We start from the raw sequence: 25520 nt of genomic DNA on the forward strand, positions 1-25520 counted from the left end.
GGGCGGCACTGTACCGCGCCTACCCACGGGTATCGTGTCGCGCGTGACGATCGACTCCGGCCCGGTCCCCGGCACGCTCCGCTGGGCGGTGCTCCTGCTGCGCGCCGAGGCGGTGGCGCTCGGCCTGGTCGCGGCGTGGCTGATCTGGTCCGACCTGACGGCGCGCACCACCGACCTGACCTCGGCGCTGCTCGTCACCGCGTTCGCGGTCGGCGGGGCGGTCGCGCTGTGGGCGCTCGGCGGCGCGCTGGCCCGCCGCCGGTCCGGCGCCCGGGCGCCGGCCATCGTGCTCCAGCTCATGCTGCTGCCGATCGGCTGGTACATGATCCAGGGCGGGCTGGGCTGGCTCGGTGTGCCGCTCATGGCGCTCGGCCTCGGCGTCACCGGCCTGCTCGTGAGCACCCCGACCAACCGCGCGCTCGGCTTCGAGTGAGGCCGCGCCGGCGCGCCGGAACGGTCAGAAGCCGGAGGCGCGGCGGGTGAGCAGGGAGATGGTGGCCCGGCCGTCGGCGGCCCGGGCGCTCGCCGAGGTGGTCAGCGCCGTGAGCACCTTCCAGGCGAAGGACGACTCCGAGGGGAGCGTGGCGCCCCGCACGGTCGGCACGGTCACCTCGACGGTGAGGGCGTCCTCGGTGACCGCGAAGCGGCACTCCAGCTCGGCGTCGCGGGTGGCGATGGCGAGCAGCATGGCGCACGCCTCGTCGACCGCGATGCGCAGGTCCTCGATCTCGTCGAGGGCGAACTGGAGCCGGGCCGCGAGACCGGCGGTGGCGGTGCGCAGCACGCCCAGGTAGCCGCCGTCGGCGGGCACCGTGAGGTGCACGACGTCGTCGTCCGTCGTGGGCTGGCCGGTCAGTTGAGTCACGCCTCATCCCCCCGGTGCGGGACTCTACCCGGTCAGGCGTCCGGCTGCGTGGGGGCGGCCGGCACCTGCGCGGCGAGCTCGTGCAGCGCCTTCCCGGCCAGCCGGTACGGCACCCACTCGTCCATCGGGGTGGCACCGATGGCGGCGTAGAAGCGCGCGGCCGGATTCCAGTTGATCATCCACCAGTCGAGCCGCCGGTAGCCGCGCTCGACGCAGATCGCGGCGAGGGTGGCGAGGAGCAGCCGGCCCGCGCCGGTGCCGCGGGCGGCCGGCCGGACGTACAGGTCCTCCAGGTAGATGCCGTGCACGCCCTCCCACGTGGAGAAGTTGAGGAACCAGAGGGCGAAGCCGATCGGCTCGTCGGCGGCATCCACCGCGACATGCCCGAACAGGGCCGGAGCAGGCCCGAACAGGGCGGCGGTGAGCTGCTCCCCGGTGAGGTGGCACTGCTCGGGGGCGCGCTCGTAGTCGGCGAGTTCGTGCACCATGGCGACGACGGCCGGCACGTCCTCGGGACGCGCCGGCCGGATCGTCGGTGCCTGGGCGGGCAGGCTCACGCCTGCTTGGTCTCCCAGAAGATCTTCGAGATCTCGTCGATCTTCGAGAGCAGCTCGTCGGCCTTGGCGGGGTCGGTGGCGCCCTTGGCGCCGGCCGCGCCGGCCAGCTTGGTGGTCTCGTTGAACAGCTGGTGCAGGTGCGGGTACTTCTCGAAGTGCTGCGGCTTGAAGTAGTCGGTCCAGAGCACCCACAGGTGGTGCTTGACCAGCTCGGCCCGCTGCTCCTTGATGATGATCGCCCGGGTGCGGAACTCCGGGTCGGTGTTCGACTGGTACTTCTCGCAGATCATTTTGACCGACTCGGCCTCGATCCGGGCCTGCGCCGGGTCATAGACGCCGCAGGGCAGGTCGCAGTGGGCGCTAGCGGTCACCCGGGGCGTGAGGATGCGAGGAAGGCGCATCAGGGTCCTCCATGGGATGTTTGCGATGATCCAAGACGACATTACTCCTGGAGATGCTCCCCGGCGGGCGGGAGGTGAAACCCCGGTGCGTGCCGCTGACGACCCCGCCGCGCCCGCGCTGCGCGGCCCCCTGTCGCCCGTCCTGGTCACCGGCCCGTCCATGGCCCCGACCCTGCGGCACGGCGACGCCGTGCTGGTGCGGACCGGGGGCCGCCCCGTCCGCCCCGGCGACGTGGTGGTGGCGGTCTTCCGCAGCCGCCCCGGCCTGCTCGTGGTCAAGCGCGCGGTCCGCCCGCAGGACGGCGGCTGGTGGCTGCGCGGCGACAACGACCTGGTCACCGACGACTCCCGGGCGTACGGGGTGGCGGACGTGCGGGGCCGGGTGGTGGTCCGGTACTGGCCGCGTCCCGGGCGGGTCACCGGACAGCCGCGGTGGATATGACCCCGATCACATACCGGTGCGGCGTGCCTGGCTATGCTCGGAAAGTGCCCGGGTGACCCCCGCACCGCCGCCCCGCTGGCCGCTGACCACGCGCGCCGAGCCGGCCGGTCCGTCTGCTCGACAGATCCTGGAGTCACCGATGTCTACGTCCACCCCGGACCCCGCTGATCCCGTCTTCCGGTTGCACCTCGGCGGCAAGATGGCCGTCGCCTCGACCGTGCCGCTCACCAGCCGGGAAGACCTCTCCCTCGCGTACACCCCGGGTGTGGCCCGGGTCTGCGAGGCGATCGCCGCCGACCCCGACCTCGCCGACGACTACACGTGGGTGTCGCACACCGTCGCCGTGGTCACCGACGGTTCCGCCGTACTCGGCCTCGGCAACATCGGCCCGCGCGCGGCGCTGCCGGTGATGGAGGGCAAGGCGGTGCTGTTCAAGCAGTTCGCGGGCGTGGACGCCGTACCGGTCTGCCTGGACACCCAGGACGTGGACGAGATCGTGGCGATCGTGCGGGCGCTCGCCCCCTCGTTCGGCGGGATCAACCTGGAGGACATCAGCGCCCCGCGCTGCTTCGAGGTGGAGCGCCGGCTGGACGAGGCGCTGTCCATCCCGGTCTTCCACGACGACCAGCACGGCACCGCCATCGTGGTGCTGGCCGCGCTGCGCAACGCCGCCACCCTGCTCAACCGCAAGCTGGGCGACCTGCGGGTCGCGGTCAGCGGGGCCGGCGCGGCCGGCGTGGCGGTGACGAAGATGCTGGTCGCCGGGGGCGTCAACCCGGACCAGGTGGTGGTCTGCGACTCCAAGGGCATCATCGGCCGGCACCGCGAGCTGACCGGGACCAAGGCCGAACTGGCCGAGACCACCAACGCCGACGGCCGCCAGGGCGACATCACCGAGGCGCTGCGCGGCGCGGACGTCCTGGTCGGCGTCTCCGGCGGGCAGATCCCCGAGGCGGCGGTGGCCGGCATGGCGCCGGGCGGCATCGTCTTCGCGCTGGCCAACCCCACCCCGGAGGTGCACCCCGAGGTGGCCGCCCGGCACGTGGCCGTGGTCGCCACCGGGCGCAGCGACTACCCCAACCAGATCAACAACGTGCTCGCGTTCCCCGGGGTGTTCCGTGGCGCGCTGGACGCCCGGGCCACCCGGATCACCGACGGGATGAAGGTGGCCGCCGCCGACGCCATCGCCAACGTGGTCGCCGAGTCGCTGACCCCGGAGGCGATCGTGCCCTCCCCGCTCGACCCGCGGGTCGCCCCCGCGGTGGCGGAGGCCGTCGCCGAGGCCGCCCGCCGCGACGGGGTCGCCCGCCGCTGACCGTGGAGGGGCCCTTCTTATCGTGTTTTGCACAGGAAGGGCCCCTTCTTAACGGGCGCTCAGCTTGTTACGGTGCCGATCATGCGTGCCGCCTATGCCTCGGCCTTCGACGCCGACAACCCGCTCGCCGCGCTCACCGTCGGCGACCGTCCCGAGCCGACCCACCCGCAGGAGGACTGGGTCACCGTGCAGGTGCGGGCCAGCTCGCTCAACCACCACGACCTCTGGTCGCTGCGCGGGGTGGGCCTCAGCGCCGACCAGCTCCCGATGATCCTCGGCTGCGACGCGGTCGGCACCGACCCGGACGGCAACGAGGTGGTCATCTACCCCGTGGTGCCCACCCCGAGCGACCCGCGCGGGGTCTCCATCCTCTCCGAGCACTACGCGGGCACCTTCGCCGAGCGGGTGGCCGTACCCCGGATGAACCTGCTGCCGCTGCCCGACGGCCTCTCCGTGACCGACGCGGCGTGCCTGCCCACGGCCTGGCTCACCGCGTGGCGGATGCTCACCACCAAGGGCCGGGTCGGCGACGGCGAGTCGGTGCTGGTCCAGGGGGCCGGCGGGGGCGTGGCCACCGCGGCCGTCGCGCTCGGCGTCGCCCTCGGCAAGCGGGTGTACGCGACCAGCCGCGACGCCGCCAAGCGGGAGCGCATCACCGCGCTGGGCGCGACCGCGTTGGAGCCCGGCGCCCGGCTGCCCGAGCGGGCCGACGTGGTGATCGAGACGGTCGGCGCGGCCACCTTCGACCACTCGCTGAAGTCGGCCGCCCCGATGGCCCGCATCGTGGTCTCCGGCGCCACCGCCGGCCACGAGCCCAAGGTGAACCTCCGCCGGGTCTTCGCCATGCAGCTGGAGATCCTCGGCACCTCGATGGGCACCCCCGAGGAGCTGACCGAGCTGCTGGCGTTCTGCGCCGAGCACGAGGTGCGCCCGGTGGTCGACAGCGTCGTGCCGTTCAGCCGGATCGAGGACGCCTTCGCCCGCCTGCACTCCGGCGACGTCTTCGGCAAGCTGGTCGTCGACCACACCGCCTGACCGCGCCGCCGCCCTGGGCGACCGGTCAGAGGTGGTCGTCCAGGGTGGCCACGCCGCCACGGGTGGCGTCGGCGGGGAGCCGCTTCTTCGCCGCGGCGTCGCCGTAGAGGGTCCAGCGGAGGAACTCGACCGTGGTGTCGGCGACCACCCGCAACGCCTTGCCGTCGCCGAGCAGTACCCGCCCATGGTCGCCCTTCGGCAGGCTGAGCATCGCCTTCGGCCAGGGCACCGCGTCGTAGACCGCCTTTCCGGCGGCGTAGCCCACCACCTCGTCGGCCTCGCCGTGCACGAAGAGCTGCGGCGCGGCGGCCCCGGCGAACGCGGTGCCGACGCCGAGCGCCGTACCGGCGAAGACGATGCCGGCGTCCAGGCGCTCGTCCCGGCCCGCCGTGAACAGCCCGATCGTGGTCACCCCGCCCGCGCTGTGCCCGGTGGCGGCCACCCGCTCCGGGTCCAGCCGGCCGCGCAGCGGGTCGCCCGCCTTCCCGTCGAGGGCGAGCACCTGGGTCAGCACGTACGACACGTCGGCCGGCTGGTTGAGCACGTCGAGCGGGTTGCCGTCACCACCGGCGCCGGTGTGCGGGAACTTCGGCGCGGCCACCACGAACCCGGCGGCCGCCCAGCGGGTCAGCAGCACCTGATAGTCCTCCGGCCGGGCGCCCAGCCCGTGGCTGAACAGCACCACCGGGAACCGCCCGGCCGCCGCCGGCACGGACCGCACCGGGGCGCCACCGGCCGCGCCCTCCGCCGGGTACCAGACGGTCACCGGCAGGGGGCGGTCGCCGTCGCGGTTCAGCTTCAGCTGGCGTACGCCGACCGCGAAGCTCTCCGTCGGAGCGTGCCCGGCGGGCACCCGCGGGCCGGGGGTGGTGGCCTTCGGCGGGACGGCGGGCGCCGGTCGCCCGGCCGGGGCGGTGTCGCCCGAGCAGCCGGCCAGACCCGTGCTGAGCAGGGCGGCGGCGGTGATCAGGGCGGCAGGGCGACGGCGCATGAACTCGATTGTGCCTCGCGCTCCGGGGTGGCCGGCCGGCATCGCACCCAGCGTGACGTGATCGGCTCAGCTGGTCAGGGGGTGGTTGGCGTGGCGCCCGGTGTGGCGCGGTCGCCTCAGCCGGTCGGCCGGCCCGCGCGCAGCCGGGCCAGGTCGGCGGCGTCCTTGGGTCGGCGGGGCCGCTCGGGCATCCAGACCGGGAACATCTCCTTGAACTCGATCTGAGCGGCGACGCTGATCACCGGGGCGGTGTGCGGGCCGATCCGGCCCGGCGGGGCGTCCAGCATCCCCTCCGGCAGCGGGGTGCCCGCCCAGGGCCCGGCCCCGACCACCACCCGGCCCTCCCGGTCCCGGTCCAGGTACGCGAAACTCAGCTCGACGTCGCCCCGCACCAGGTCGAGCTGCTGCTCGACCGGCATCCGGGGGTCGACGCGCCAGCCCCGCCCGCCGAGGCGGGCCGCCAGCGAGCCAGCGAGCCGGCGTCGCGCCGCCAGCAGTACCAGTCGACGTCCACGTGCGGCCGGCTCACCGCGCCCAGGTGGAAGTCCATCGCCCACCCGCCGCGCAGCCAGACCGCGATCGTGGCCGCCCCGGTGAGCTCGACCACCTCGCGGATCGCGTCGAGTTGCCGCCCCGCCAGCCCGTCCACGCGAGCGACGCTACCGCCGAATCGGTGCGGCAGGGGAGTGGATCATGCCCGGTCGGGGAGGGCGCGGGTGGTGAGGGTGGTCACGCCGGGTAGGACGGCGTCGGCGGGCAGGCGGTCCCGGGCGCGACGGTCGTCGTAGAGGGTCCACCGGAGGAAGTCCGTGGTGGCGGCGAGGACCTGCGCGAACCCGGGGCGGCCCGGGGTCAGGTACTCGCCGTGGCCCTGGCCGGGGAGGCCCAGGAAGGCGGCCGGCCCGAGGCTGCGGGCGTACGCGGCCCGGCCGACCGACTCCGGCACGATCGGGTCCGCGCCACCGTGCACGAACAGCAGGGGCGCCACCGGACCGGCGAAGCTGCCGGCCAGCCCGCCGCCGGCGATCACGATGCCGGCGCGCAGCCGGCGCGAGTGCCCCGAGGTGAACATGCCGGCCGTGGTGAAGCCACCCGCCGAGTGGCCGGCCGCGGCGAACCGGTCCACCGCGAGGTGCCCGGCGAGCGGGTCCGCGGGCCGGGCGTCGAGGCGGACCAGGTGCCGGATCAGCCGCCAGCCGTCGGCCGGCTGGTTCCGCACGTCGGCCCGGGTGAAGTCGCGCGCCCGCAGGTTCGTCCGCGGGTAGGTCGGCGCGGCCACCACGAACCCGGCCGCCGCCCACCGGGTGGTCAGCGGGGCGTGCAGGTCGGGGAGGCTGTGCAGCCCGTGGCTGTAGACGACCACCGGAAACCGCCCGGCGGCCACCGGCACGTCCGGCGACGACACCGGCCCGCCCCTCTCCTGGGTGGTGGCGTGCGCCGGGGCGGCGGGCTCCGCCGGGTACCAGACGGTGACCGGCAGTGGCCGGGACCCGTCGGGGTCGACGACGAGGTGGCGCACGCCCACGGCGTACGGCCGCGGCGGCGCCGGGCGGAAGGACGGGACCCGGTCGTCCGTGGCGGCGACGGCCGGGCCGCAACCGGCCACCAGCGCCACCAGCAGCGCGGCGACCAGTTGCTGCACCCTCACGCCCTCACGGTAGGCGGCCGGCCGGCCGGTCCGGCCCCGCCGACCGGCCCGACGCGCCTCCACCGGCCGGACCGCGCTGTGCCGCCACCGGCCCGGCGGGATCGTCCGCGCCGGCCGGCTTCGCTAGGGTCACGCGCATGGCTGAGAACTACACCGACCCGAGTGGCAACACCGCGCAGTTCCGCGCCTTCGTCGATTCGCCGGACAGCGCGGCGACCGCGGCGGAGGCCCCCTCCCGCCTGCCCCTGATGGTCGGCATCGGCGTCGCCGCCGTGGTGGTCGTCGCCGTCATCGCCTGGCTCGCCCTGAACTGACCCGCCACCCACCCGTCTACCCGCCCGCCCCACCCGGCCCAATCCGGCCGGGTCGGTCCCACCCGGCCCGGCCCGTTGATCATGAAGTTGGCGGCGCGATTCCTCCCGATTCGCTGCCGCCAGCCTCATGATCGCCGCGGTGGGCGCGGTGGGCGCGGTGGGCGCGGTGGGCGCGGTGGGTGCGGGTGTGGTGGGTGCGCGGGGTCAGAGGTTCAGGACTTCGCGGGTCTCGCGGGCGATCTCGCGTTCCTCGTCGGTGCTGATGACGCAGACCGTGACCTCGGCGCCGTCGGGGGAGATGACCCGGTCGCCGCTGCCGGCGTTGCGTGCCGGGTCCACGGCGATGCCGAGGCGCTCCAGGCCGGCGAGCGCCGCCGCGCGGACCGCGGCGGCGTGCTCGCCGACCCCGGCCGTGAAGGTGAGCGCGTCGACCCGACCGAGCAGGGCGTAGTACGCGCCCACGTACCCGGTGAGCCGGCGGCGGTAGACGTCGAAGGCGAGCGCGGCGGCCGGGTCGCCGGCGTCGCGGCGGGCCAGCACCTCGCGCATGTCGTTGGCCCCGGTCAGCCCGAGCAGGCCGCTGCGGTGGTTGAGCAGGTCGTCGATGTCGTCGACGCCCATCCCGGCCTCGCGGCGCAGGTGGAAGATGATCGTCGGGTCGAGGTCGCCGCTGCGGGTGCCCATGACGAGGCCCTCCAGCGGGGACATGCCCATCGAGGTGGCCACGCTGCGCCCGCCCTGCACCGCGCAGGCGCTGGCCCCGTTGCCCAGGTGCAGGGTGATGATGTTCAGCTCGTCGTACGGCCGGTCGAGCAGTTCCGCCGTGCGCCGTGAGACGTACGCGTGCGAGGTGCCGTGGAAGCCGTACCGGCGCACGCCGTACCGCTCGGCGAGGTCGCGGTCGATGGCGTACGTGGCGGCGGCCTCGGGCAGCGTGTGGTGGAACGCGGTGTCGAAGACGCCGACCTGCGGGGTGTCCGGCAGCGCCTCCCGGGCCACCCGGATGCCGGCGAGGTTGGCCGGGTTGTGCAGCGGGGCGAGCGGGACGAGGTCCTCGATGGCGGCGAGCACCTTGTCGTCGATCCGCATCGGGGCGCTGAACTTCCGCCCGCCGTGCACCACCCGGTGCCCCACCCCGGCCAGCCCCGTCAGGTCGAGCCCGTCGATGATCTGCCGCACGGCGCTCTCGTGGTCGGCCGACCCGCCGCCCGGCTCGCCGACCCGCTCGACGGTGCCCTTGGCGCGGACCTCGTCGCCGTCGTACAGCCGGTACTTGACGGACGAGGACCCGCAGTTGAGGACCAGGATGCGGCTCATTCCGACTCCCCGGCGGCGGCCTGGATGGCGGTGATCGCCACCGTGTTGACGATGTCCGGCACGGTGGCGCCCCGGGACAGGTCGTTGACGGGCCGGCGCAGGCCCTGCATGACCGGGCCGACCGCCACGGCGCCGGCCGAGCGCTGCACCGCCTTGTACGTGTTGTTGCCGGTGTTCAGGTCCGGGAAGATGAACACCGTGGCCCGCCCCGCCACCGGGCTGTCCGGCAGCTTGGTGGCCGCGACCTGCGGGTCGATCGCCGCGTCGTACTGGATCGGGCCCTCGACCAGCAGCTCCGGCCGGCGCTCCCGGACCAGCTTGGTGGCCGCCGCGACCTTCTCCACGTCGGCGCCGAACCCGGAGTCGCCGGTCGAGTAGGACAGCATGGCCACCCGCGGCTCGATGCCGAACCGGGCGGCCGTGTCGGCCGAGGAGATGGCGATGTCGGCGAGCTGGGCGGCGTCCGGGTCGGGGTTGACGGCGCAGTCGCCGTAGACGAGCACCCGGTCGGCGAGCAGCATGAAGAACACGCTGGAGGCGACGGAGACCCCCGGCACCGTGCGGATGATCTCGAAGGCCGGCCGGATGGTGGCCGCCGTGGTGTGGGTCGCCCCGGACACCATGCCGTCGGCGCGGCCGGTGCGCACCATCATGGTGCCGAAGTAGTTGGGCTGGGCCACGATGTCGTGCGCCAGCTCGACGGTGACGCCGCGGTGGGCGCGCAGCTTCGCGTACTCGGCGGCGAACTCGTCGCGCCACTCGCTGGTGACCGGGTCGACCACCTGCGCGTCGCCGACGTCGATGCCCAGCTCGCGGGTGCGCCGGGCCACCTCGTCGGGGCGACCGAGCAGGGTCAGGTCGGCGACGCCTCGGCGCAGCAGCACCTCCGCGGCGCGCAGGATCCGCTCCTCGGTGCCCTCGGGCAGCACCAGCCGCCGGCGCTGCGCCCGGGCGCGGTCGATCAGGTCGTTCTCGAACATCAGCGGGGTGACCCGCTCCGACCGGCTGACCCGCAGCCGGCGGGCCAGGTCGACGGTGTCCACGCAGCGCTCGAAGGCGCCCAGCGCCGCCTCCACCTTGCGCGGGTTCGCCACGCTGGGCCGGCCCTCGATCCGGCTGGACGCCGAAACCGTGTCGTAGCTGTCGCTGGTCACCGAGAGCACGGCCAGCCCGGTGTTCAGCGCCTCGAACAGGCGCATGGCCCGCGGGTCGGGCTGCTCGCCGAGGGTGAGGACCAGGCCGGCCAGGGAGACCTGACCGGCGACGTGCGCGGCGCCGGCCGCCACGAGCAGGTCGTCCCGGTCGCCGGGGGTGATCACCAGCGCCCCGTCGGTGAAGTGCTCCAGCAGGGTGGGCACGTGCGCCGCGCCGACCACGTAGTCGAGCACGTCCCGCTCCAGCGCGGCCTGGTCGCCGGCGAGCAGGGTGGCGCCGAGCGCCGCCGCCACCTCCGCCACCGTCGGCGCCGACACGGTCGGCACCTCCGGGATGGCGTACGCGGGGACGGGCAGCTCGGGCAGCGTCATGGGCTCGGGCACCCGATTGGCGACCACCGCCACCACCGTCGCCCCCAGGTCCTCCAGATCGTGGTACGCCCCGCGCAGCGCCCCCGCGATCGCCTCGGGCGCCTGCCCGAACCCGTCCACCACGGGGACCACCACGCTGCTGAACTCGGTCGCCAGCCGGGCGTTGAAGGCCAGCTCGCGCGGGCCGGCGCCGTCACCGTCGGCGAAGTCGCTGCCCACCACGACCACCGCCGGGCACTGCCGCTCGACCGCCCGGTAGCGGGCCACGATGCGGGAGATCAGCTCCTCCCGGCGGCCGTCCGCGACCAGGGCGGCGGCCTCGGCGTAGGTCGCGCCGTGCAGTTCCTCGATCGGCAGCCGCACCCGGTAGCGCTCGGTGAGCAGGGCGAGGATCGGGTCGGGGCCCTGGCCGGCGACCAGCGGCCGGAACGCGCCGATCCGCTCGACCTGCCGGGACAGCAGCTCGGCCAGCCCGAGCGCGACCGTCGACTTGCCCCCGCCCGACCCCACGCTGGTCAGGTACACGCTGCGCGCCACGACCTCACGCTACAAGATCGCGGGGTGCCTCGCCCGGGTCCTTCGACCCGTCACCGGCGGCCCGGAGGAGCGCGTCGCTCTTCACCACCCAGGCCGCCCCGAAGGCGAAGACGGCCACGGTCTCGCACCACAGCACCGGCTTGAGCGTGTGCCGCACGTCGGCGGGCAGTTGGGTGCTGGCGAGGGCGAGCAGGATCGCCAGCAGGATGATCCCGCCGCAGGCGCGGTAGAACCGCACGGCGGACGGGGATGGCGGCACCCCGACCCGGTCCGGGCGGGTGAACAGGGCGAGGCAGAAGACCGCGAGCAGCACGAAGAGCGCCGCGGCGGCCACCTGGTGCACCACGCCGACCCACCGGTCGCTCTGGCTGGTGGTGCCGGCCGCCGCGCCCAGCGTGGTGGGGAAGAGGGCCACCGCGACCGCCAGCACCCCGGCGACGGTGCCCAGTGCGTCGTCCGGCCAGCGGTACCGGTACGCGATCAGGAACACCCCGATGGCGCAGAGCGCGCCGACGAAGACGTCGCGCATCTCGGTGTGGTAATAGCCGCTGAGCGAGTCGAGCAGGGTGAGCCGGCGGGTCGCGACCAGGTGCCCGACGACCAGCGCCACCGGCAGCGCGATGCCGACGGATCCGATGCCGAGGCGCAGGTGGCGGACCGTTACCGCGTCCTGCGGCGGCTTGCGCGGTTCGGGGTTCATCCGTGCCTCCCCGGAGTCGGGCGGCGGGCGTTCCGGCGCGTCCTCGTCGGTCGCCTCACTCTCCAGTGGACGCGACGGGCGCCGTCCGCGTCAACGGTCGGTTCACCCGCCGGCCGGTGCCAGCTCCCGTTCGTACACCTGGCCCATGAGGTCCGCGCCGAAGCTGTGGTGTGGTTCCTCCGCGACGAGGCGGAACCCGCGGGAGAGGTAGATGGCGCGGGCGGCGACCAGAGGGTGGTTGGTCCAGAGCCGGATGCGGGCGTATCCGGCGCGCCGGGCGAAGGCGAGACACTCGTCGACCAGCCGGCCGCCGAGACGGCGCCCCCGGGCGGCGGGATCCACCAGCAGGATCCGCAGCTGGGCCGTCTGGTCGTCGGCCGTGACGCAGAACACGCACCCGGCCCGCTCCCCGTCGAGTTCGGCGATCCAGGCGGCCTCCCGTGCCGGGTCGTGGCCGGCGGCGTAGTCGGCGACGATCCGCGCCACGAGCGCCTCGAAGCTCGCGTCCCAACCGAACTCGGCCGCGTACGTCTCACCATGGGCCAACACCACCCAGCCGAGGTCACCGGGACGGCCCAGCGGGCGAATGAGGATCTCCGCGCTCATCGACAACCCCTCCACTACTGAAACAGTCGTTTCAGTGGCAGAGTAGCGCTGTGACTCAGCACGAGCGACCCCGGAGCGCCCGCCGCGACGAACTCCTGGAGCGGGCGTACCGGTATGCCCTGGCGCACGGGCTGGCCGAGCTGTCGCTGCGCCCGCTCGCCGCCGCCATCGGGTCCAGCCCGCGGGTCCTGCTCTTCCTCTTCGGCTCCAAGGACGAGCTGATCCGTGCCCTGCTCGGCCGCGCGAGGGTCGACGAGCTGGCCGCGCTCCGGCGGGCCCGAGAGGCGGGCGGCGCCGACGACTTCGTCGCCGCGGTGCGGACGACCTGGGGCTGGCTCGTGGATCCGGCGCACCGGCCGATGCTGGTCCTCTGGGTCGAGGCGTACGGCCGCTCGCTGAGCGAGCCGGACGGGCCGTGGGCGGGATTCGCCCGGCAGACCGTGACGGACTGGCTCGGACTGCTGACCGAGGTCCAGCGTGACGCCGACGCCGACGCGGATCCGGCCCTCGGCCTGGCGGTGCTGCGCGGCGCCCTGCTGGACCTGCTGGCCACCGGCGACGCCGAGCGCGCGACGGCGGTCGTCGAGCGGTACCTGCGCCTCATCGGCGCGGCGGCCCGCTGAACCGGAGCCTCCGGCGACCTACTCGTCGTCCTCGTCGTCCAGCCGGGCCAGCCAGGTGGCGAACCGCTCGATCGGGGTCTCGAACTCGGGGTTCAGATCCACGAAGTCGCGCAGCCGCTCGCCCAGCCACTCCAGGCTGACCTGCTCGTCGCCCCGGCGCTCGACCAGTTCCTCGATGCCACGGTCGGTGAAGTACATCTGCGTCCTCTCGGCGGAGAAGGTCCGCCACGCGGGAGGGGCAGCGGCCGTCGTACGGTCGCTGCCCCTCGTGCCGGCGGTGCGGTCAGGTCACGGGCGGGGGAGAGCCGCCTCGATCAGGGCGTTCTGCTCGACCTCGTGCATCTTCGCCGAGCCGACCGCCGGGGCGGCGGCGGCAGGGCGGGAGATGCGGCGCAGCCGGACCTCGGGCAGGTGCTCCAGCAGGTTGAGCGCGACGAACGACCAGGCGCCCTGGTTGGCCGGCTCCTCCTGGACCCAGGCGAAGTCCTCGGCATTCGGGTACTGCGACAGGGCGGCCCGGACCTCCTCGACGGGCAGCGGGTAGAGCTGCTCCATGCGGAGGATCACCGTGTCGGTGGCGCCCCGCTCCTGCCGGGCCTGGAACAGGTCGTAGTAGATCTTGCCCGAGCAGAGCAGCACCCGCTTCACCTGCTCCGGCGCCGGAGCGGCGGTGTCGGCCAGCACCGGCTGGAAGGTGCCCGTGGTGAAGTCCTCCACCTGCGAGACGCAGAGCTTGTGCCGCAGCAGCGACTTCGGAGTGAACACCACGAGCGGCTTGCGCTTGGGCGACAGGGCCTGGCGGCGCAGCAGGTGGAAGTAGTTCGCCGGGGTGGTCGGGATGGCCACCCGCATGTTGTCCTCGGCGCAGAGCTGGAGGAACCGCTCCGGGCGGCCGGAGGTGTGGTCCGGGCCCTGGCCCTCGTGGCCGTGCGGCAGCAGCAGGGTGACGGCGGAGCGCTGGCCCCACTTCACCTCGCCGGAGGAGATGAACTCGTCGATGACCGACTGGGCGCCGTTGACGAAGTCACCGAACTGGGCCTCCCAGGCGACCAGCGCGTTGATGTTCTCCACGGAGTAGCCGTACTCGAAGCCCATGGCCGCGTATTCCGACAGCAGCGAGTCGTGCACGAAGAAGCGGGACCGCTCGCCGTCGGCGGTGAGCGACTTCAGCGGCAGGTAGTCGTCGCCGGTCTTCGCGTCGACCACCGACGCGTGCCGCTGCACGAACGTGCCGCGGCGGGAGTCCTGCCCGGCGAGCCGGACGGTGACCCCGTCGTGCAGCAGCGAGCCGAACGCGATGATCTCGCCGAAGCCCCAGTCGATGCCGCCCTCGACGGACATCTTGCGCCGCCGCTCCAGCAGCTGCTGGATCCGCTTGTGCGGGGTGAAGCCCTCCGGCAGGTTGACGTGCGCCTCGCCGATCGCCTTGACCACGGCGGCGTCGGTGGCGGTCTCGACCTGCGGCTCCGGCTCGGCCTCGCGGCGCGGTCGGCTGAGCTTGCGCGGGGTGCTCGCGGCGTCGCGGGTGGCCTTGAAGACCCGCTCCAGCTGCCCCTGGTAGTCGCGCAGCAGCTCCTCGGCGTCCTCCACGGTGATGTCACCCCGCCCGATCAGCTCCTCGGTGTAGAGCTTGCGGACCGAGCGCTTCGAGTCGATGATCTTGTACATCTCGGGGTTGGACATCGAGGGGTCGTCGCCCTCGTTGTGCCCGCGCCGGCGGTAGCAGACCATGTCGATCACGACGTCCTTGTTGAACGCCTGCCGGTACTCGAAGGCGAGCCGGGCCACCCGGACGACGGCCTCCGGGTCGTCGCCGTTGACGTGGAAGATCGGCGCCTGGATCATCCGGGCCACGTCGGTGCTGTAGAGGCTGGACCGGCTGTATTCCGGGGCGGTGGTGAAGCCGACCTGGTTGTTGACCACCACGTGCACGGTGCCGCCGGTGCGGTAGCCGCGCAGCTGGGACAGGTTGAGGGTCTCGGCGACCACGCCCTGGCCGGCGAAGGCGGCGTCACCGTGCACCGCCAGCGGCAGCACGGTGTAGCCCTCCAGCTTGAGGTCGATCCGGTCCTGCTTGGCCCGGACGATGCCCTCCAGCACCGGGTCCACGGCCTCCAGGTGCGACGGGTTCGCCACCACCGACACCTTGACGGCGTGCGCGCCGTCCGGGGTGGTGAACTTGCCGTTCTGGCCGAGGTGGTACTTCACGTCGCCCGAGCCCTGCGTGGAGCGCGGGTCGAGGTGCCCCTCGAACTCGGAGAAGATCTTCTCGTACGGCTTGCCGACGATGTTGGCCAGCACGTTGAGCCGGCCACGGTGGGCCATGCCGATGACGACCTCGTCGAGCCCGCCCTCGGCCGAGCACTCCAGGACCTCGCCGAGCAGCGGGATCAGCGACTCGCCGCCCTCCAGCGAGAAGCGCTTCTGGCCGACGTACTTGGTCTGGAGGAAGGTCTCGAAGGCCTCGGCGGCGTTGAGCCGGTTGAGCACGTGCTTCTGCTCGTCGGCGCCGGGCTTCTCGTAACGGCGCTCGATCCGCTCCTGGATCCAGCGCCGCTCCTCCGGGTCCTGGATGTGCATGTACTCGATGCCGACCCGGCGGCAGTAGGAGTCGCGCAGCACGCCGAGGATCTCGCGCAGCTTCATCCGCTGCTTGCCGGCGAAGCCGTTGACCGGGAAGACCCGGTCCAGGTCCCACAGGGTCAGCCCGTGCTGGAGGACGTCCAGGTCGGGGTGCTTGCGGATCTTGAACTCGAGCGGGTCGGTGTCGGCCATGAGGTGGCCGCGCACCCGGTACGCGTGGATCAGCTCGTGCACCCGGGCGGTCTTGTTGATCTGACCCTCGGAGTCGACCGCCACGTCCCGCACCCAGCGCACCGGCTCGTAGGGGATGCGCAGCGAGGTGAAGATCTGGTCGTAGAAGCCGCGCTCACCGAGCAGCAGCTCGTGCATCACCTTGAGGAACTCGCCGGACTGGGCGCCCTGGATGATCCGGTGGTCGTACGTGCTGGTCAGCGTGATGATCTTGCTGACCGCCAGCTCGGCCAGGGTCGCCTCGCTCATGCCCTGGTACGGCGCCGGGTACTCCATGGCGCCGACGCCGATGATGGCGCTCTGGCCCTGCATGAGCCGCGGGATCGAGTGGACCGTGCCGATGCCGCCCGGGTTGGTCAGCGAGATCGTGGTGCCGGCGTAGTCCTCCATGGTCAGTTCGTTGCGGCGGGCGCGCCGGACGACGTCCTCGTACGCCTGCCAGAACTGCCGGAAGTCCATCTGCTCGCAGCCCTTGATGGAGGGCACCACGAGGTTGCGGGAGCCGTCCGGCTTGGCCAGGTCGATGGCGATGCCCAGGTTGACGTGCTCCGGGCGGACCATCGCCGGCTTGCCGTCGACCTCGGCGAAGGAGTTGTTCATCTCCGGGTGCTCGACGAGCGCCCGGACCATCGCGTAGCCGATCAGGTGGGTGAAGCTCACCTTGCCGCCGCGACCGCGGGCCAGGTGGTTGTTGATCACGATGCGGTTGTCCACCAGCAGCTTCGCCGGGACGGCGCGGACGCTGGTGGCGGTCGGCACGGCGAGCGAGGCGTCCATGTTCTGGACGATCTTGGCGGCGACGCCGCGCAGCGGGGTGGTGCCGGCGGCGCTCGCGGTCGGCGCCTTGGCGGCCGGCTTGGCCGGCGCGGCCTTCTTCGCGGGAGCCGGCTCCGGGGCCTTCGCCGCCGGCTTGGCGGCGGGCTTCGCCGGGGCGGGCGCGGGCTTGGCGGCGGGCTGCTGGCTCACCGTGGCGACGGCCTCCTGCTGCTCGGCCGGCTGGGGGCGGGCCTCAGCGGGCTTGGCCTCGGGGCGTGGGGTGGCGGCCCCCGGCGCCGGCCGGTAGTCGGCGAAGAAGTCGTGCCAGGCCGAGTCGACGCTCGAGGGGTCGGCGAGGTAACGCTGGTACATCTCCTCGACGATCCACTCGTTCGGGCCGAAACCCGCCAGTGGGTTCTCCTGCGAAGTCTGCTGGGTCGACACGGCCGCTAATCGCCTCTTTCACGCGGTTGTGAATGTCACGCGGTGGCTCCCGTGCCCGTTTCGAGAGGCACGGCAGACGCGTCCCAGGCTACGCCGTGCGATCGGCGCAGGCATTCTCGCCTCCGGCTGGTGGTCCGTTTCACAGAAGATGCGAGAAGTTCGGCAAACGCTGCGTGGTCCGTCGACTCCTGCTAGGCGACGACGGCCCCGGCCGGTGACGCGCGGTCACCGGCCGGGGCCGGGTCGGTATCGAACTCAGGAGATGTCGCGACGCCGGATGGTCAGCACGCCGATCACGCCGGCCACCACGGCGTACCCGATCAGCACTGCGGCGCCCGCCCAGCGCGGCGGGTTGCCGGGGATGTCGGCGCCGCTCACCATCAGCGACGACGCCAGCGACGGCACGAGGAGCTGGAGCTGGTTGATCCAGTCGCCGAACTTCGCGGCCAGCAGGCCGATGGCGATGGCCGCGCCGATGGCGCCGCCCAGGTAGAGCAGGATGCCGGTCACCGTGGCGCCGATCTGGCTGCGGATCAGCACACCGAGCCCGACGCCCAGCACCGACCAGAGCAGGTAGGCCAGCCCGTTGAGGGCCACGGCCCGCCAGACCGCCCCGCTGCCCAGCTGGGCGCCGACGTCCGTGGCGCTCAGGATCAGCGGCGCGAACACCAGGTTCAGCAGCGTGGTGCCCACCCAGAAGAGCAGTGCCAGCGTGCCGGCGGCGACCAGCTTGGCCACCATCACGGCGGTGCGGTGCGGCGCAGTCAGGAAGGTGGTGGTCACCGTCTGGTGGAAGAACTCGCTGGTCACCACCACGATGCCGAGCAGCATCACGATGAGCAGCCCGAAGAACTGGCCGTTGGTGTAGAGGTTGGCGGCCAGGCTGTCGGCGCTGGAGACGGCCTGCACCTGGTCCGCCTGGTCGGCCGGCACCTCGCCCATGTTGCCGCTGGTCAGGGCCTCCGTCTGCAACCAGTTGAAGAGCAGCGCGAGGCCCCACAGCGGCACGGTGATGAGCGCGAAGACCCACCAGGTGTTGGTGGTACGGATCTTGAGCAGCTCGGATCGGACCAGGTTCATCGGATCTCCGCCTTTCCGGCCGTCAGCTCCAGGAAGACACCTTCCAGGTCGGGGCGTTCGCTGGTCAGCTCGTGCAGCTCCACCTTGGCGGCGAGCGCCACCCGGCCGACCGTCGGCGCGTCCACCCCGGTCACCAGCAGCGCGCCGTGCCCGTCGGCGTCGACCGTGGCCGACTGCTCGCGCAGCGCCGCGGTCAGCTCGTCGGCCTGCGGCGTGCGCACCCGGATCCGGGAGCCGTGCGTCATCGAGGCCATCACCTGCTCGACCGGCCCCTGCCGGACCAGCTTGCCGGCCGCGATGATCACAACATCGTCGGCGAGCAACTGCATCTCGGAGAGCAGGTGGCTGGAGACCAGCACCGTGCGCCCCTCGGCGGCCAGCCCCTTGAGGAAGCCGCGCATCCAGCGGATCCCCTCCGGGTCCAGGCCGTTGGCCGGCTCGTCGAGGATCAGCACCCGGGGGTCGCCCAGCATGGCGGCGGCGATCCCGAGCCGCTGCTTCATGCCCAGCGAGTAACCCTTGAACTTGCGCTTCGCGGCCGGGGTGAGCCCGACCAGGGCGAGCGCCTCGTCGGCCCGCTGGCGGGGCAGGCCCGCCGCCGCGCAGATCACTCGCAGGTGGTTGATCCCGGTGCGGCCCTTGTGCGCACTGGACGCCTCCAGCACCGCGCCCACCGTGCGCAGCGGGTCGGCCAGGTCGGCGTACCGGTGGCCGCCGATGGTGGCCTCGCCGGCCGTCGGGGTGACCAGGTTGAGCAGCATGCGCAGGGTGGTCGTCTTACCGGCGCCGTTCGGGCCGAGGAATCCGGTGACCCGGCCCGGCTGGACGGTGAAGGACAGATTGTCCACCGCCCGGACGTTCTTGTATTCCTTCGTCAGTCCGGACACCACGATCTGGCCGGTCCCGGCGTTGGGGCTCCACTGCCCGTCGGACATCGTTCTCCTCTCCTGCCACGGCGGGCTTCGGGGCACGCCGGTGGGGACGCCGTTGCGGGGCGCCGAGCACAGCCTTCCAACCCGGTGCAAGGGGGTCAATCAGGCGGGATGCGTACGCCCTCCTCCCCCGGGGGCAGGAGCGGATCATCCCCAGGGAGGAGAGGTCAGGCCGGCGGCAACGCGATCCAGGTGGCCCGGGCCTGCCCGAGCAGCGCCCCGTCCGGCCCGTAGAGGCTGGAGTGCACCTCGGCCTTGCGTCCCGAGCCGCCGACCATGGCGCCGGTCACCACGCACTCGTCGCCGGGGCGCGGCAGCGCCGTGACCTGCGCGGCGATCCGCCCCAGCACGTACGGGCGACCGGGCGCGATCACCGCCCAGCCGCCGGGGCAGTCCAGCGCCGCCCAGACGGTCGCCGGCACCACCTCGGCCGGGGCGCGGAACGGCGCGGCGGTCCGCCCGTCGGCCAGCCGGCCCGGGAAGATCCGCAGCCCCGCCGGGTTCGCCGGCCCGCAGACGTAGCAGCCGGGGAAGGGGTGGTCCACCAGACCCGGGTACGCCTTGGCGGCGGCCTCGGCCGTCGGCCGGTCCACCGGCGGCACCACGGCGTCGACCGGCTCGACCCGGCGTACCTGGGCGATCACCTCTCCGTCCGGGTCGCGGATCTCGCCGTCGACGGCGGTCAGCGGGGTCTCCAGCGGGGGCGGCTTCCGCAGGGTGACCTCCACCGGGCCCCGGTCGTCCACCGCGGCGGCGAAGATCCCGGCGCTCCAGCCGCCGTTGCCCGAGCCGTCCGGGCCGTGGAAACGGGACTCGATGATCATGTGGCACCTCCGGGGGCTCCGACCGCCGGCCTCGTCGCCGGCGTCCGCCCGGGCAGCCTCGCACGCGGGCTCCGGCCCGCCGCAGGTGAGGGGTCGTGCCGGCGCGCCGGCCGCCGTTCACCGGATCGACACCCCTCATCCCCGGGGCCGGCAACCCGGGCACCTTACACAGATACCCATGGCCGTTCTGCACGCCGCTGGCGCACCCCTCACGACCAGCGGATACACCCTGCTGATCGCCGACGACCCGACCCTGGTCGCGGCCGCGCAACGCCTGCGTCACGAGGTGTTCGCCAGCGAACTCGGCGCCACCCTGCACCCAGGGGCCGCCGGGCTCGACACCGACGAGTTCGACGACCACTGCGACCACCTGGTCGTGCTGCGCGAGGGCACCGACGAGGTGGTCGGCACCTACCGGCTGCTGCCGCCCGGACGCACCGACCGCCGGTACGCCGACGGCGAGTTCGACCTGACCCCGCTGGCCCCGCTCCGCGACGATCTGGTCGAGGCGGGCCGGTCCTGCGTGCACCCGGACCACCGCTCGGGCGCCGTGATCAACCTGATGTGGGCCGGGATCACCCGCTACCTGCACCTGCGCGGCTCCCGGTGGCTGGGCGGCTGCGCCTCGGTGCCGGTGGCCGACGGCGGGACCGCCGCCGCCGAGGTCTGGTCCCAGGTCACCGCCCGCCACCTGGCCCCGCCGCCGCTGCGGGTGACCCCCCGCCGCCCCTGGTTCGCCGAGGCGCCGGCCGCCGCCGGCCCTGGCCTGTCGCCCGCCGAGCGCCGCGCGCTGGTCCCGCCGCTGCTCCGCGGCTACCTGCGGCTCGGCGCCTGGGTCTGCGGGGAGCCGGCGTACGACCCGGACTTCGACTGCGCCGACTTCTACGTGCTGTTCTCGCTGGACCGGATGAACCCGCGCTACCTGCGGCACTTCCTGGGTGAGGCGGCGGCGTGACCGGCGACGGGCTGTGGCGGCCCGCGTCGGGCTGCGGGCCGGGCTGCCTGCCGGCGGCCACCGCGCCGGACGTGTCGCTGCCGCGCCGGGCGGGGCGGCTGCTCGGCGTACTCGGAATGCTGCTGGCCGGGGTCGGCCTGGCCGTGCTGCTGCCGCTGCTTCCGCCGAGCGGCCGGCGGCCCGCGCTGCGCGGCTGGGCCCGGTGGACGCTGCGCGCTCTCGGCGTGCGGCTGGTGGTCCGCGGCCGGCTGCCGCGCGGGCGGGCGCTGCTGGTCGCCAACCACGTCTCCTGGCTGGACATCCTCGCGGTGCTCGCGGTCGCCCCGGCCCGGATGCTGGCCAAGCGGGAGGTCCGCGACTGGCCGGTGGTGGGCGTGCTGGCCGCCGCGGCCGGCACGGTCTTCGTGGACCGGTCGCGGCCGCGCGACCTGCCGTCCACCGTCGGCCGGGTGGCCGGTGCGCTGCGCGCCGGGCACTCCGTGGCGGTGTTCCCGGAGGGCACGACCTGGTGCGGCGCGGCGGCCGGCTGCCGGCCCGGCCGGGGTTTCCGGCCGGCCGTCTTCCATGCCGCGGTGGAGGCCGGGGCGCCCGTCGTCCCGTTCGGGCTCGGCTACCGGTACGCGGGCGACCCGAGCACCCTGCCCGCGTTCCTGGGCGAGGAGACGCTCTGGGAGTCGGCCCGCCGGGTGCTGGCCGCCCGGGACCTGACCGTGGCGGTGACGGTGGCCGCCGCGCTGCACCCGGCCGGCGGGGCGGACCGGCGGGCGCTGGCGCGGGCGGCCGAGTCGGCGATCCAGCCGGCCCCGGTCCGCGTGCCGGTCCGGCGCCGGGCGACGACCGGCGTGCGGATCGTCCGGCCGGTGGCGCCGCTGCCGGTGGGGGCGGAGGTGGGGCTGGACCTGGTGGCCTGACGGGAACGCGACACAGTCGCGACAGTCTTGTTCAGTCGCGATGTATCGCGTTATGCTCCTCCCATCACTCGACGCGCCGTCGACCGGCGTGTCACCGAGGGGAGGGCGCCATGACCCGCTGGACGGTCGACAGTCCGCAACGCATCACCCTGGACGAGCCGGTCACCCGGCTGGACGTCCGGCTCGTCAGCGGCCGGCTCAACGTGGTCGCCTCCGACGGGCCGGCCCGGGTGGACGTCACCCGGGTCAGCAGCCAGCCCGTCATCGTCGAGCTGCGCGACGGCCGGCTCGTCGTCGCCCACGAGCGGCCGCCCCGCTGGCCCGGCGTGCTCTGGTGGCTCGGCCAGCTCGGCCGCCGGTTCCGGGCGGAGGTCTCCATCGCCGTGCCCGCCCACGCGCTCGCCGACCTGCAACTGGTGGACGGCTCGCTGGTCGCCTCCGGCCTGCGCCGGGACACCCGGGTCGACGTCACCTCCGGCCAGGTCACCCTCATGGGGCTGCGCGGCCGCACCTCGGCGAAGGTCACCTCGGGTCCGGTCGAGGCGCTCGGCGTCGGCGGCGACCTCAACCTGGAGACCGTCTCCGGCGAGCTGATCCTCGCTGACAGCGCGCCCGAGCGGGTGCGCGCCCACGCGGTCTCCGGGTCGATCACCTGCGACCTGGACAACCCGCGCGGCAGCGAGATCCGGCTCAGCGCCATCTCCGGCAGCATCACCGTCCGGGTCCGCGAGGACAGCGACCTCACCGTCCACCTGCACACCACCTCCGGCCGGATCACCAGCGGCTTCCCGCAGGTCAGCGCTGGCCAGCACGGGTTCGGCGCGGTGAAGGACAGCCACGGGGTGCTCGGCGGGGGCGCGGGTAAGCTCTGGGCGTCCGCGACCTCCGGCAGCATCGCGTTGCTCGCCCGTCCCGTCGAGGACGCCGACGACGTGGAGGAGCTGCGGTGACCGCCGTGTTCAGTCACGGGCGGCTCCGGCTCTACCTGCTCAAGCTGCTCGACGACGGGCCGAAGCACGGCTACGAGCTGATCCGCCTGCTGGAGGACCGCTTCCTCGGCCTCTACGCGCCCAGCGCCGGCACCATCTACCCCCGCCTGCAACGGCTGGAGGTGGAGGGGCTGGTCAGCCACACCGCCGCCGGCGGCCGCAAGGTCTACGAGATCACCGACGCGGGCCGCGCCGAGCTGCGGCAGCGCGCCGACGAGCTGGCCACCCTGGAATCGGACATCACCGCCTCCGTCGAGGACCTGTCGGCGCTGGCCGGCGAGATCCGCACCGAGGTACGCGGCTCGGTGCGTGACCTGAAGCGGGAGCTGCGCGAGGCGGCCCGGCAGACCCGACAGGCCCGCTGGGCGCCTCCGCCGCCGACCACCCGACCGCCGGGCAACGGCGGCCCCCGCCCGACCGCGGAGTCGCCCCTGCTCGCCGAGTTCGACCAGCGGCTGGCCGCGTTCACCGTCGAGGTCGGCGCGCTGGTGCGGGCCGGGCGGCTCACCGACACCCAGCTCCGTACGGCCATCCGCCTGCTCGACGGGGCGCTGGACGGGCTGCGCCGGCTGCTCCGCTAGGCGGCCGGCGGCTCACAGGTTGTTTCCAGGGTCCACCCAGCGCGGCCGCAGCGAAAGCGCGGATGATGGGTGCCATGGTGGCTACCCAGACCGAGGCCCGACTGCTCGTCGTCGAGGACGATCCCAACATCCTCGAACTGCTCTCCGCGAGCCTGCGCTTCGCCGGCTTCGACGTCGCCACCGCGACCAGCGGCAGCGCGGCGCTCAACGCCGCCAAGGACCACCGGCCCGACCTGGTCGTGCTCGACGTGATGCTGCCCGACCTCGACGGCTTCGAGGTCATCCGGATGCTACGCGAGGGCGGCACGCGCACCCCGGTGGTGTTCCTGACCGCCCGGGACGCCACCGACGACAAGATCCGCGGGCTCACCCTGGGCGGGGACGACTACGTCACCAAGCCGTTCAGCCTGGAGGAGCTGACCGCCCGGATCCGGGCCGTGCTGCGGCGTACCGCCACCGGCGAGCACGCCCCCTCCCGGCTCACCTTCGCCGACCTGGAACTGGACGAGGAGACCCACGAGGTGCACCGCGCCGGCCAGCGGGTGCAGCTCTCGCCGACCGAGTTCAAGCTGCTGCGCTACCTGATGCTCAACGCCAACCGGGTGCTCTCCAAGGCGCAGATCCTCGACCACGTCTGGAACTACGACTTCCGCGGCGACGACAACATCGTCGAGTCCTACATCTCCTACCTACGGCGCAAGGTCGACAACACCCAGCCCCGGCTCATCCACACCCTGCGCGGGGTCGGGTACGTGCTGCGCAAGCCGGCGGCGTGAACGCCGTCCACGACGCGAAGGGCTGGCTGCGCAGCGTCCCGCTGCGGGTGAAGCTGGTCGCCTCGGTGCTCGCGCTGGTGGCCGGCGCGCTGGTCGTGATCAGCGTGTCCACCGCCTACTTCCTGCACAACTACCTGGTCGACCAGATCGATCAGGAGCTGCGTGACTCGGCTGACAGATTCCAGTCGCTGCCACCCAGCGGCCGGCTCACGCTGCCCAGCGACTACCTGGTGGTGCTGACCGACTCGAACAGTGGCCAGGCCCAGGCGCCCGTCTACGACAACAACCGTTTTCAGGAACGGGACCTGCCGACCTGGCCGTCCGACGCCGCGGGTTTCCAGAAGCTGGAGGGCGACCCCTTCACCGTCCGGGCGCGGGACACCCCGGTCCGCTGGCGGATGCTCTACATCCAGCTGCCCAACGGGCAGTGGGCCGCCATCGGCGAACAGCTGGTCGACGTCGATCAGGCCGTCAAACAGCTCGCCTGGATCGACCTGCTGGTCGGTGGGGCGGTGCTGATCGTCCTGGCTTCGGTCGGGGCGGGCATCGTGCGTACCAGTCTCAAGCCCCTCGTGGAGATCGAGCGGACCGCGGCGGCCATCGCCGGCGGCGACCTGACCCGGCGGGTGCCCGACCCGGAGGAGGGGCGCGCCTGCCCGACCTCCGAGCTGGGCCGGCTCTCCCGGGCCCTCAACGCCATGCTCGCCCAGATCGAGGCGGCGTTCACCGCGCGGGCCGCCTCCGAGGCGGCGGCGCGCAGCGCCGAGGTGGGCGCCCGGGACGCCGCCGCCTCGGCCCAGGCGTCCGAGGCGCGGGCCCGCCGCTCCGAGGAGCGGATGCGGCAGTTCATCGCCGACGCCTCGCACGAGCTGCGCACGCCGCTGACCACCATCCGGGGCTTCGCCGAGCTCTACCGGCAGGGCGCCGCCCGGCAGCCGGAACAGACCGCCGGGCTGCTGCGCCGGATCGAGGACGAGGCGTCCCGGATGGGGCTGCTGGTCGAGGACCTGCTGCTGCTGGCGCGGATGGACCGGGAGCGGCCCATCGCGCTGGCCCCGGTCGAGCTGCCGGTGCTCGCCTCGGACGCGGTCCAGGCGGCCCGGGCCGTGGAGCCGGACCGCGCCATCACGCTGGAGATCGAGCCCGGCGCCGGTCCGCTGGTGGTGCTCGGCGACGACGCCCGGCTGCGCCAGGTGATCGGCAATCTGATGACCAACGCGCTCACCCACACCCCGCCGGACGCCGCGGTGACCCTGCGGCTGCGGGCGGAGCCGGGGAACCTGGCCGTGGTGGAGGTGGCGGACACCGGGCCCGGCCTCACCCCGGAGCAGGCCGAGCGGGTGTTCGAGCGGTTCTACCGGGTGGACGCGGCGCGTACCCGTCGGGCGGGCGGGCCGACCAGCACCGGGCTGGGGCTGGCCATCGTCGCCGCGCTGGTGGCGGCGCACCACGGCACCGTCGAGGTGGCCGAGACGCCGGGCGGCGGGGCCACCTTCCGGGTGCGGCTGCCGCTCCTGCCCGAGGCGCCCGAGCCCGGCGAGTGACTTTCAGAAAACATTCAGGCCGGTTCCAGGCAGGTCG

Annotated in this window: 28 protein-coding genes; 12 read left to right on the forward strand and 16 right to left on the reverse strand. The window is 73.7% G+C overall.

Annotated features, from left to right (window positions below):
• The first annotated feature begins 43 nt into the window (after positions 1-43).
• Positions 44-433: a hypothetical protein gene (locus tag FXF50_RS20580; RefSeq protein ID WP_148430268.1), complete on the forward strand. Its 390-nt coding sequence runs from the start codon at positions 44-46 to the stop codon at positions 431-433.
• A 24-nt stretch (positions 434-457) separates the two neighbouring features.
• Here FXF50_RS20580 and FXF50_RS20585 read toward each other — a convergent pair whose 3' ends face one another.
• The 3 genes from FXF50_RS20585 to sodN all read right to left on the reverse strand — a co-directional run bounded on the left by FXF50_RS20585 (position 458) and on the right by sodN (position 1823).
• Complete coding sequence (locus FXF50_RS20585; RefSeq protein WP_148430271.1) at positions 458-865, reverse strand: ATP-binding protein; 408 nt, start codon at positions 863-865, stop codon at positions 458-460.
• A 32-nt stretch (positions 866-897) separates the two neighbouring features.
• Positions 898-1353, reverse strand: a complete 456-nt coding sequence (locus tag FXF50_RS20590) for a GNAT family N-acetyltransferase (RefSeq protein WP_148430457.1) — start codon at positions 1351-1353, stop codon at positions 898-900.
• Positions 1354-1418: 65 nt separating this feature from the next.
• Positions 1419-1823, reverse strand: coding sequence for a superoxide dismutase, Ni (gene sodN / locus FXF50_RS20595; protein ID WP_091318510.1), 405 nt, complete (start codon positions 1821-1823; stop codon positions 1419-1421).
• 85 nt (positions 1824-1908) lie between these two features.
• Between sodN and FXF50_RS20600 the strand changes: the two genes are divergently transcribed.
• The 3 genes from FXF50_RS20600 to FXF50_RS20610 all read left to right on the forward strand — a co-directional run bounded on the left by FXF50_RS20600 (position 1909) and on the right by FXF50_RS20610 (position 4615).
• A complete protein-coding gene (locus tag FXF50_RS20600; RefSeq protein ID WP_148430273.1) occupies positions 1909-2265 on the forward strand; it encodes a S24/S26 family peptidase in 357 nt (118 codons plus the stop codon).
• Positions 2266-2404: 139 nt separating this feature from the next.
• On the forward strand, positions 2405-3580 hold the full coding sequence (locus tag FXF50_RS20605) for an NADP-dependent malic enzyme (protein WP_148430275.1): 1176 nt from the start codon (positions 2405-2407) through the stop codon (positions 3578-3580).
• A 72-nt stretch (positions 3581-3652) separates the two neighbouring features.
• On the forward strand, positions 3653-4615 hold the full coding sequence (locus FXF50_RS20610) for a zinc-binding dehydrogenase (protein WP_187399748.1): 963 nt from the start codon (positions 3653-3655) through the stop codon (positions 4613-4615).
• A 25-nt stretch (positions 4616-4640) separates the two neighbouring features.
• Here FXF50_RS20610 and FXF50_RS20615 read toward each other — a convergent pair whose 3' ends face one another.
• The 4 genes from FXF50_RS20615 to FXF50_RS20625 all read right to left on the reverse strand — a co-directional run bounded on the left by FXF50_RS20615 (position 4641) and on the right by FXF50_RS20625 (position 7254).
• Positions 4641-5606: a chlorophyllase gene (locus tag FXF50_RS20615; RefSeq protein ID WP_148430279.1), complete on the reverse strand. Its 966-nt coding sequence runs from the start codon at positions 5604-5606 to the stop codon at positions 4641-4643.
• Between the two features lie 116 nt (positions 5607-5722).
• On the reverse strand, positions 5723-6025 hold the full coding sequence (locus tag FXF50_RS29945) for a hypothetical protein (RefSeq protein WP_255510128.1): 303 nt from the start codon (positions 6023-6025) through the stop codon (positions 5723-5725).
• Entirely contained in the window at positions 5977-6255 is a 279-nt protein-coding gene (locus FXF50_RS29950) for a nucleotidyltransferase domain-containing protein (RefSeq protein WP_255510129.1), read from the reverse strand. The genes FXF50_RS29945 and FXF50_RS29950 overlap by 49 nt, the downstream gene beginning before the upstream one ends.
• Positions 6256-6297: 42 nt before the next feature.
• A complete protein-coding gene (locus FXF50_RS20625; RefSeq protein ID WP_148430281.1) occupies positions 6298-7254 on the reverse strand; it encodes an alpha/beta hydrolase in 957 nt (318 codons plus the stop codon).
• 137 nt (positions 7255-7391) lie between these two features.
• Here FXF50_RS20625 and FXF50_RS29395 point away from each other — a divergent pair, with 137 nt between their 5' ends.
• On the forward strand, positions 7392-7568 hold the full coding sequence (locus FXF50_RS29395) for a hypothetical protein (RefSeq protein ID WP_187399749.1): 177 nt from the start codon (positions 7392-7394) through the stop codon (positions 7566-7568).
• Positions 7569-7772: 204 nt separating this feature from the next.
• Here the strand turns inward: FXF50_RS29395 and FXF50_RS20630 are convergent, their stop codons facing one another.
• From FXF50_RS20630 to FXF50_RS20645, 4 genes are all read right to left on the reverse strand, one after another.
• Complete coding sequence (locus FXF50_RS20630) at positions 7773-8885, reverse strand: acetate/propionate family kinase (protein ID WP_148430283.1); 1113 nt, start codon at positions 8883-8885, stop codon at positions 7773-7775.
• Positions 8882-10948: a phosphate acetyltransferase gene (gene pta, locus FXF50_RS20635; RefSeq protein ID WP_148430285.1), complete on the reverse strand. Its 2067-nt coding sequence runs from the start codon at positions 10946-10948 to the stop codon at positions 8882-8884. The genes FXF50_RS20630 and pta overlap by 4 nt, the downstream gene beginning before the upstream one ends.
• Before the next feature lie 4 nt (positions 10949-10952).
• On the reverse strand, positions 10953-11648 hold the full coding sequence (locus FXF50_RS20640; RefSeq protein WP_148430287.1) for a DUF998 domain-containing protein: 696 nt from the start codon (positions 11646-11648) through the stop codon (positions 10953-10955).
• A 102-nt stretch (positions 11649-11750) separates the two neighbouring features.
• Positions 11751-12254, reverse strand: coding sequence for a GNAT family N-acetyltransferase (locus FXF50_RS20645; RefSeq protein ID WP_148430289.1), 504 nt, complete (start codon positions 12252-12254; stop codon positions 11751-11753).
• 50 nt (positions 12255-12304) lie between these two features.
• On the opposite strand from FXF50_RS20645, the gene FXF50_RS20650 reads away from it, so the two are divergent.
• Positions 12305-12877 (forward strand): TetR/AcrR family transcriptional regulator, encoded by a 573-nt coding sequence (locus FXF50_RS20650; protein ID WP_148430291.1) that lies wholly within the window; start codon positions 12305-12307, stop codon positions 12875-12877.
• Between the two features lie 18 nt (positions 12878-12895).
• Here FXF50_RS20650 and FXF50_RS20655 read toward each other — a convergent pair whose 3' ends face one another.
• From FXF50_RS20655 to FXF50_RS20675, 5 genes are all read right to left on the reverse strand, one after another.
• Positions 12896-13075, reverse strand: a complete 180-nt coding sequence (locus FXF50_RS20655) for a DUF6104 family protein (RefSeq protein WP_089009804.1) — start codon at positions 13073-13075, stop codon at positions 12896-12898.
• A gap of 90 nt (positions 13076-13165) precedes the next feature.
• Positions 13166-16891 (reverse strand): multifunctional oxoglutarate decarboxylase/oxoglutarate dehydrogenase thiamine pyrophosphate-binding subunit/dihydrolipoyllysine-residue succinyltransferase subunit, encoded by a 3726-nt coding sequence (locus FXF50_RS20660; protein ID WP_148430293.1) that lies wholly within the window; start codon positions 16889-16891, stop codon positions 13166-13168.
• Between the two features lie 255 nt (positions 16892-17146).
• Complete coding sequence (locus tag FXF50_RS20665; protein ID WP_148430295.1) at positions 17147-17971, reverse strand: ABC transporter permease; 825 nt, start codon at positions 17969-17971, stop codon at positions 17147-17149.
• Positions 17968-18906 (reverse strand): ABC transporter ATP-binding protein, encoded by a 939-nt coding sequence (locus FXF50_RS20670; protein ID WP_148430297.1) that lies wholly within the window; start codon positions 18904-18906, stop codon positions 17968-17970. Before FXF50_RS20670 ends, FXF50_RS20665 begins: the two co-directional genes overlap by 4 nt.
• 164 nt (positions 18907-19070) lie before the next feature.
• A complete protein-coding gene (locus FXF50_RS20675) occupies positions 19071-19727 on the reverse strand; it encodes a hypothetical protein (RefSeq protein ID WP_148430299.1) in 657 nt (218 codons plus the stop codon).
• Positions 19728-19905: 178 nt separating this feature from the next.
• On the opposite strand from FXF50_RS20675, the gene FXF50_RS20680 reads away from it, so the two are divergent.
• From FXF50_RS20680 to FXF50_RS20705, 6 genes are all read left to right on the forward strand, one after another.
• Complete coding sequence (locus FXF50_RS20680; protein WP_148430301.1) at positions 19906-20682, forward strand: GNAT family N-acetyltransferase; 777 nt, start codon at positions 19906-19908, stop codon at positions 20680-20682.
• Complete coding sequence (locus tag FXF50_RS20685; RefSeq protein WP_148430303.1) at positions 20679-21593, forward strand: 1-acyl-sn-glycerol-3-phosphate acyltransferase; 915 nt, start codon at positions 20679-20681, stop codon at positions 21591-21593. The genes FXF50_RS20680 and FXF50_RS20685 overlap by 4 nt, the downstream gene beginning before the upstream one ends.
• Positions 21594-21703: 110 nt before the next feature.
• A complete protein-coding gene (locus FXF50_RS20690; RefSeq protein WP_148430305.1) occupies positions 21704-22543 on the forward strand; it encodes a DUF4097 family beta strand repeat-containing protein in 840 nt (279 codons plus the stop codon).
• A complete protein-coding gene (locus tag FXF50_RS20695) occupies positions 22540-23163 on the forward strand; it encodes a PadR family transcriptional regulator (RefSeq protein ID WP_148430307.1) in 624 nt (207 codons plus the stop codon). The genes FXF50_RS20690 and FXF50_RS20695 overlap by 4 nt, the downstream gene beginning before the upstream one ends.
• Before the next feature lie 74 nt (positions 23164-23237).
• Positions 23238-23939: a response regulator transcription factor gene (locus FXF50_RS20700; RefSeq protein WP_046571468.1), complete on the forward strand. Its 702-nt coding sequence runs from the start codon at positions 23238-23240 to the stop codon at positions 23937-23939.
• The gene (locus tag FXF50_RS20705) at positions 23936-25483 is read left to right on the forward strand and encodes a cell wall metabolism sensor histidine kinase WalK (protein WP_148430309.1); all 1548 of its coding nucleotides are present in this window, start codon (positions 23936-23938) and stop codon (positions 25481-25483) included. The genes FXF50_RS20700 and FXF50_RS20705 overlap by 4 nt, the downstream gene beginning before the upstream one ends.
• Positions 25484-25520 lie beyond the last annotated feature (37 nt).

Origin of the sequence: Micromonospora sp. AP08 (assembly GCF_008085935.1) — a bacterium.
GTDB lineage: Bacteria > Actinomycetota > Actinomycetes > Mycobacteriales > Micromonosporaceae > Micromonospora > Micromonospora chersina.

Coding starts and splice junctions, on each gene's coding strand:
- FXF50_RS20615 (WP_148430279.1), bottom strand. CDS start 5,606: ATGCGCCGTCGCCCTGCCGCCCTGATCACCGCCGCCGCCCTGCTCAGC.
- FXF50_RS20665 (WP_148430295.1), bottom strand. CDS start 17,971: ATGAACCTGGTCCGATCCGAGCTGCTCAAGATCCGTACCACCAACACC.
- sodN (WP_091318510.1), bottom strand. CDS start 1,823: ATGCGCCTTCCTCGCATCCTCACGCCCCGGGTGACCGCTAGCGCCCAC.
- FXF50_RS20675 (WP_148430299.1), bottom strand. CDS start 19,727: ATGATCATCGAGTCCCGTTTCCACGGCCCGGACGGCTCGGGCAACGGC.
- FXF50_RS20630 (WP_148430283.1), bottom strand. CDS start 8,885: ATGAGCCGCATCCTGGTCCTCAACTGCGGGTCCTCGTCCGTCAAGTAC.
- FXF50_RS20640 (WP_148430287.1), bottom strand. CDS start 11,648: ATGAACCCCGAACCGCGCAAGCCGCCGCAGGACGCGGTAACGGTCCGC.
- FXF50_RS20645 (WP_148430289.1), bottom strand. CDS start 12,254: ATGAGCGCGGAGATCCTCATTCGCCCGCTGGGCCGTCCCGGTGACCTC.
- FXF50_RS20590 (WP_148430457.1), bottom strand. CDS start 1,353: ATGGTGCACGAACTCGCCGACTACGAGCGCGCCCCCGAGCAGTGCCAC.
- FXF50_RS20680 (WP_148430301.1), top strand. CDS start 19,906: ATGGCCGTTCTGCACGCCGCTGGCGCACCCCTCACGACCAGCGGATAC.
- FXF50_RS20655 (WP_089009804.1), bottom strand. CDS start 13,075: ATGTACTTCACCGACCGTGGCATCGAGGAACTGGTCGAGCGCCGGGGC.
- FXF50_RS20700 (WP_046571468.1), top strand. CDS start 23,238: ATGGTGGCTACCCAGACCGAGGCCCGACTGCTCGTCGTCGAGGACGAT.
- FXF50_RS29395 (WP_187399749.1), top strand. CDS start 7,392: ATGGCTGAGAACTACACCGACCCGAGTGGCAACACCGCGCAGTTCCGC.
- FXF50_RS29945 (WP_255510128.1), bottom strand. CDS start 6,025: ATGCCGGTCGAGCAGCAGCTCGACCTGGTGCGGGGCGACGTCGAGCTG.
- FXF50_RS20690 (WP_148430305.1), top strand. CDS start 21,704: ATGACCCGCTGGACGGTCGACAGTCCGCAACGCATCACCCTGGACGAG.
- FXF50_RS20670 (WP_148430297.1), bottom strand. CDS start 18,906: ATGTCCGACGGGCAGTGGAGCCCCAACGCCGGGACCGGCCAGATCGTG.
- FXF50_RS20605 (WP_148430275.1), top strand. CDS start 2,405: ATGTCTACGTCCACCCCGGACCCCGCTGATCCCGTCTTCCGGTTGCAC.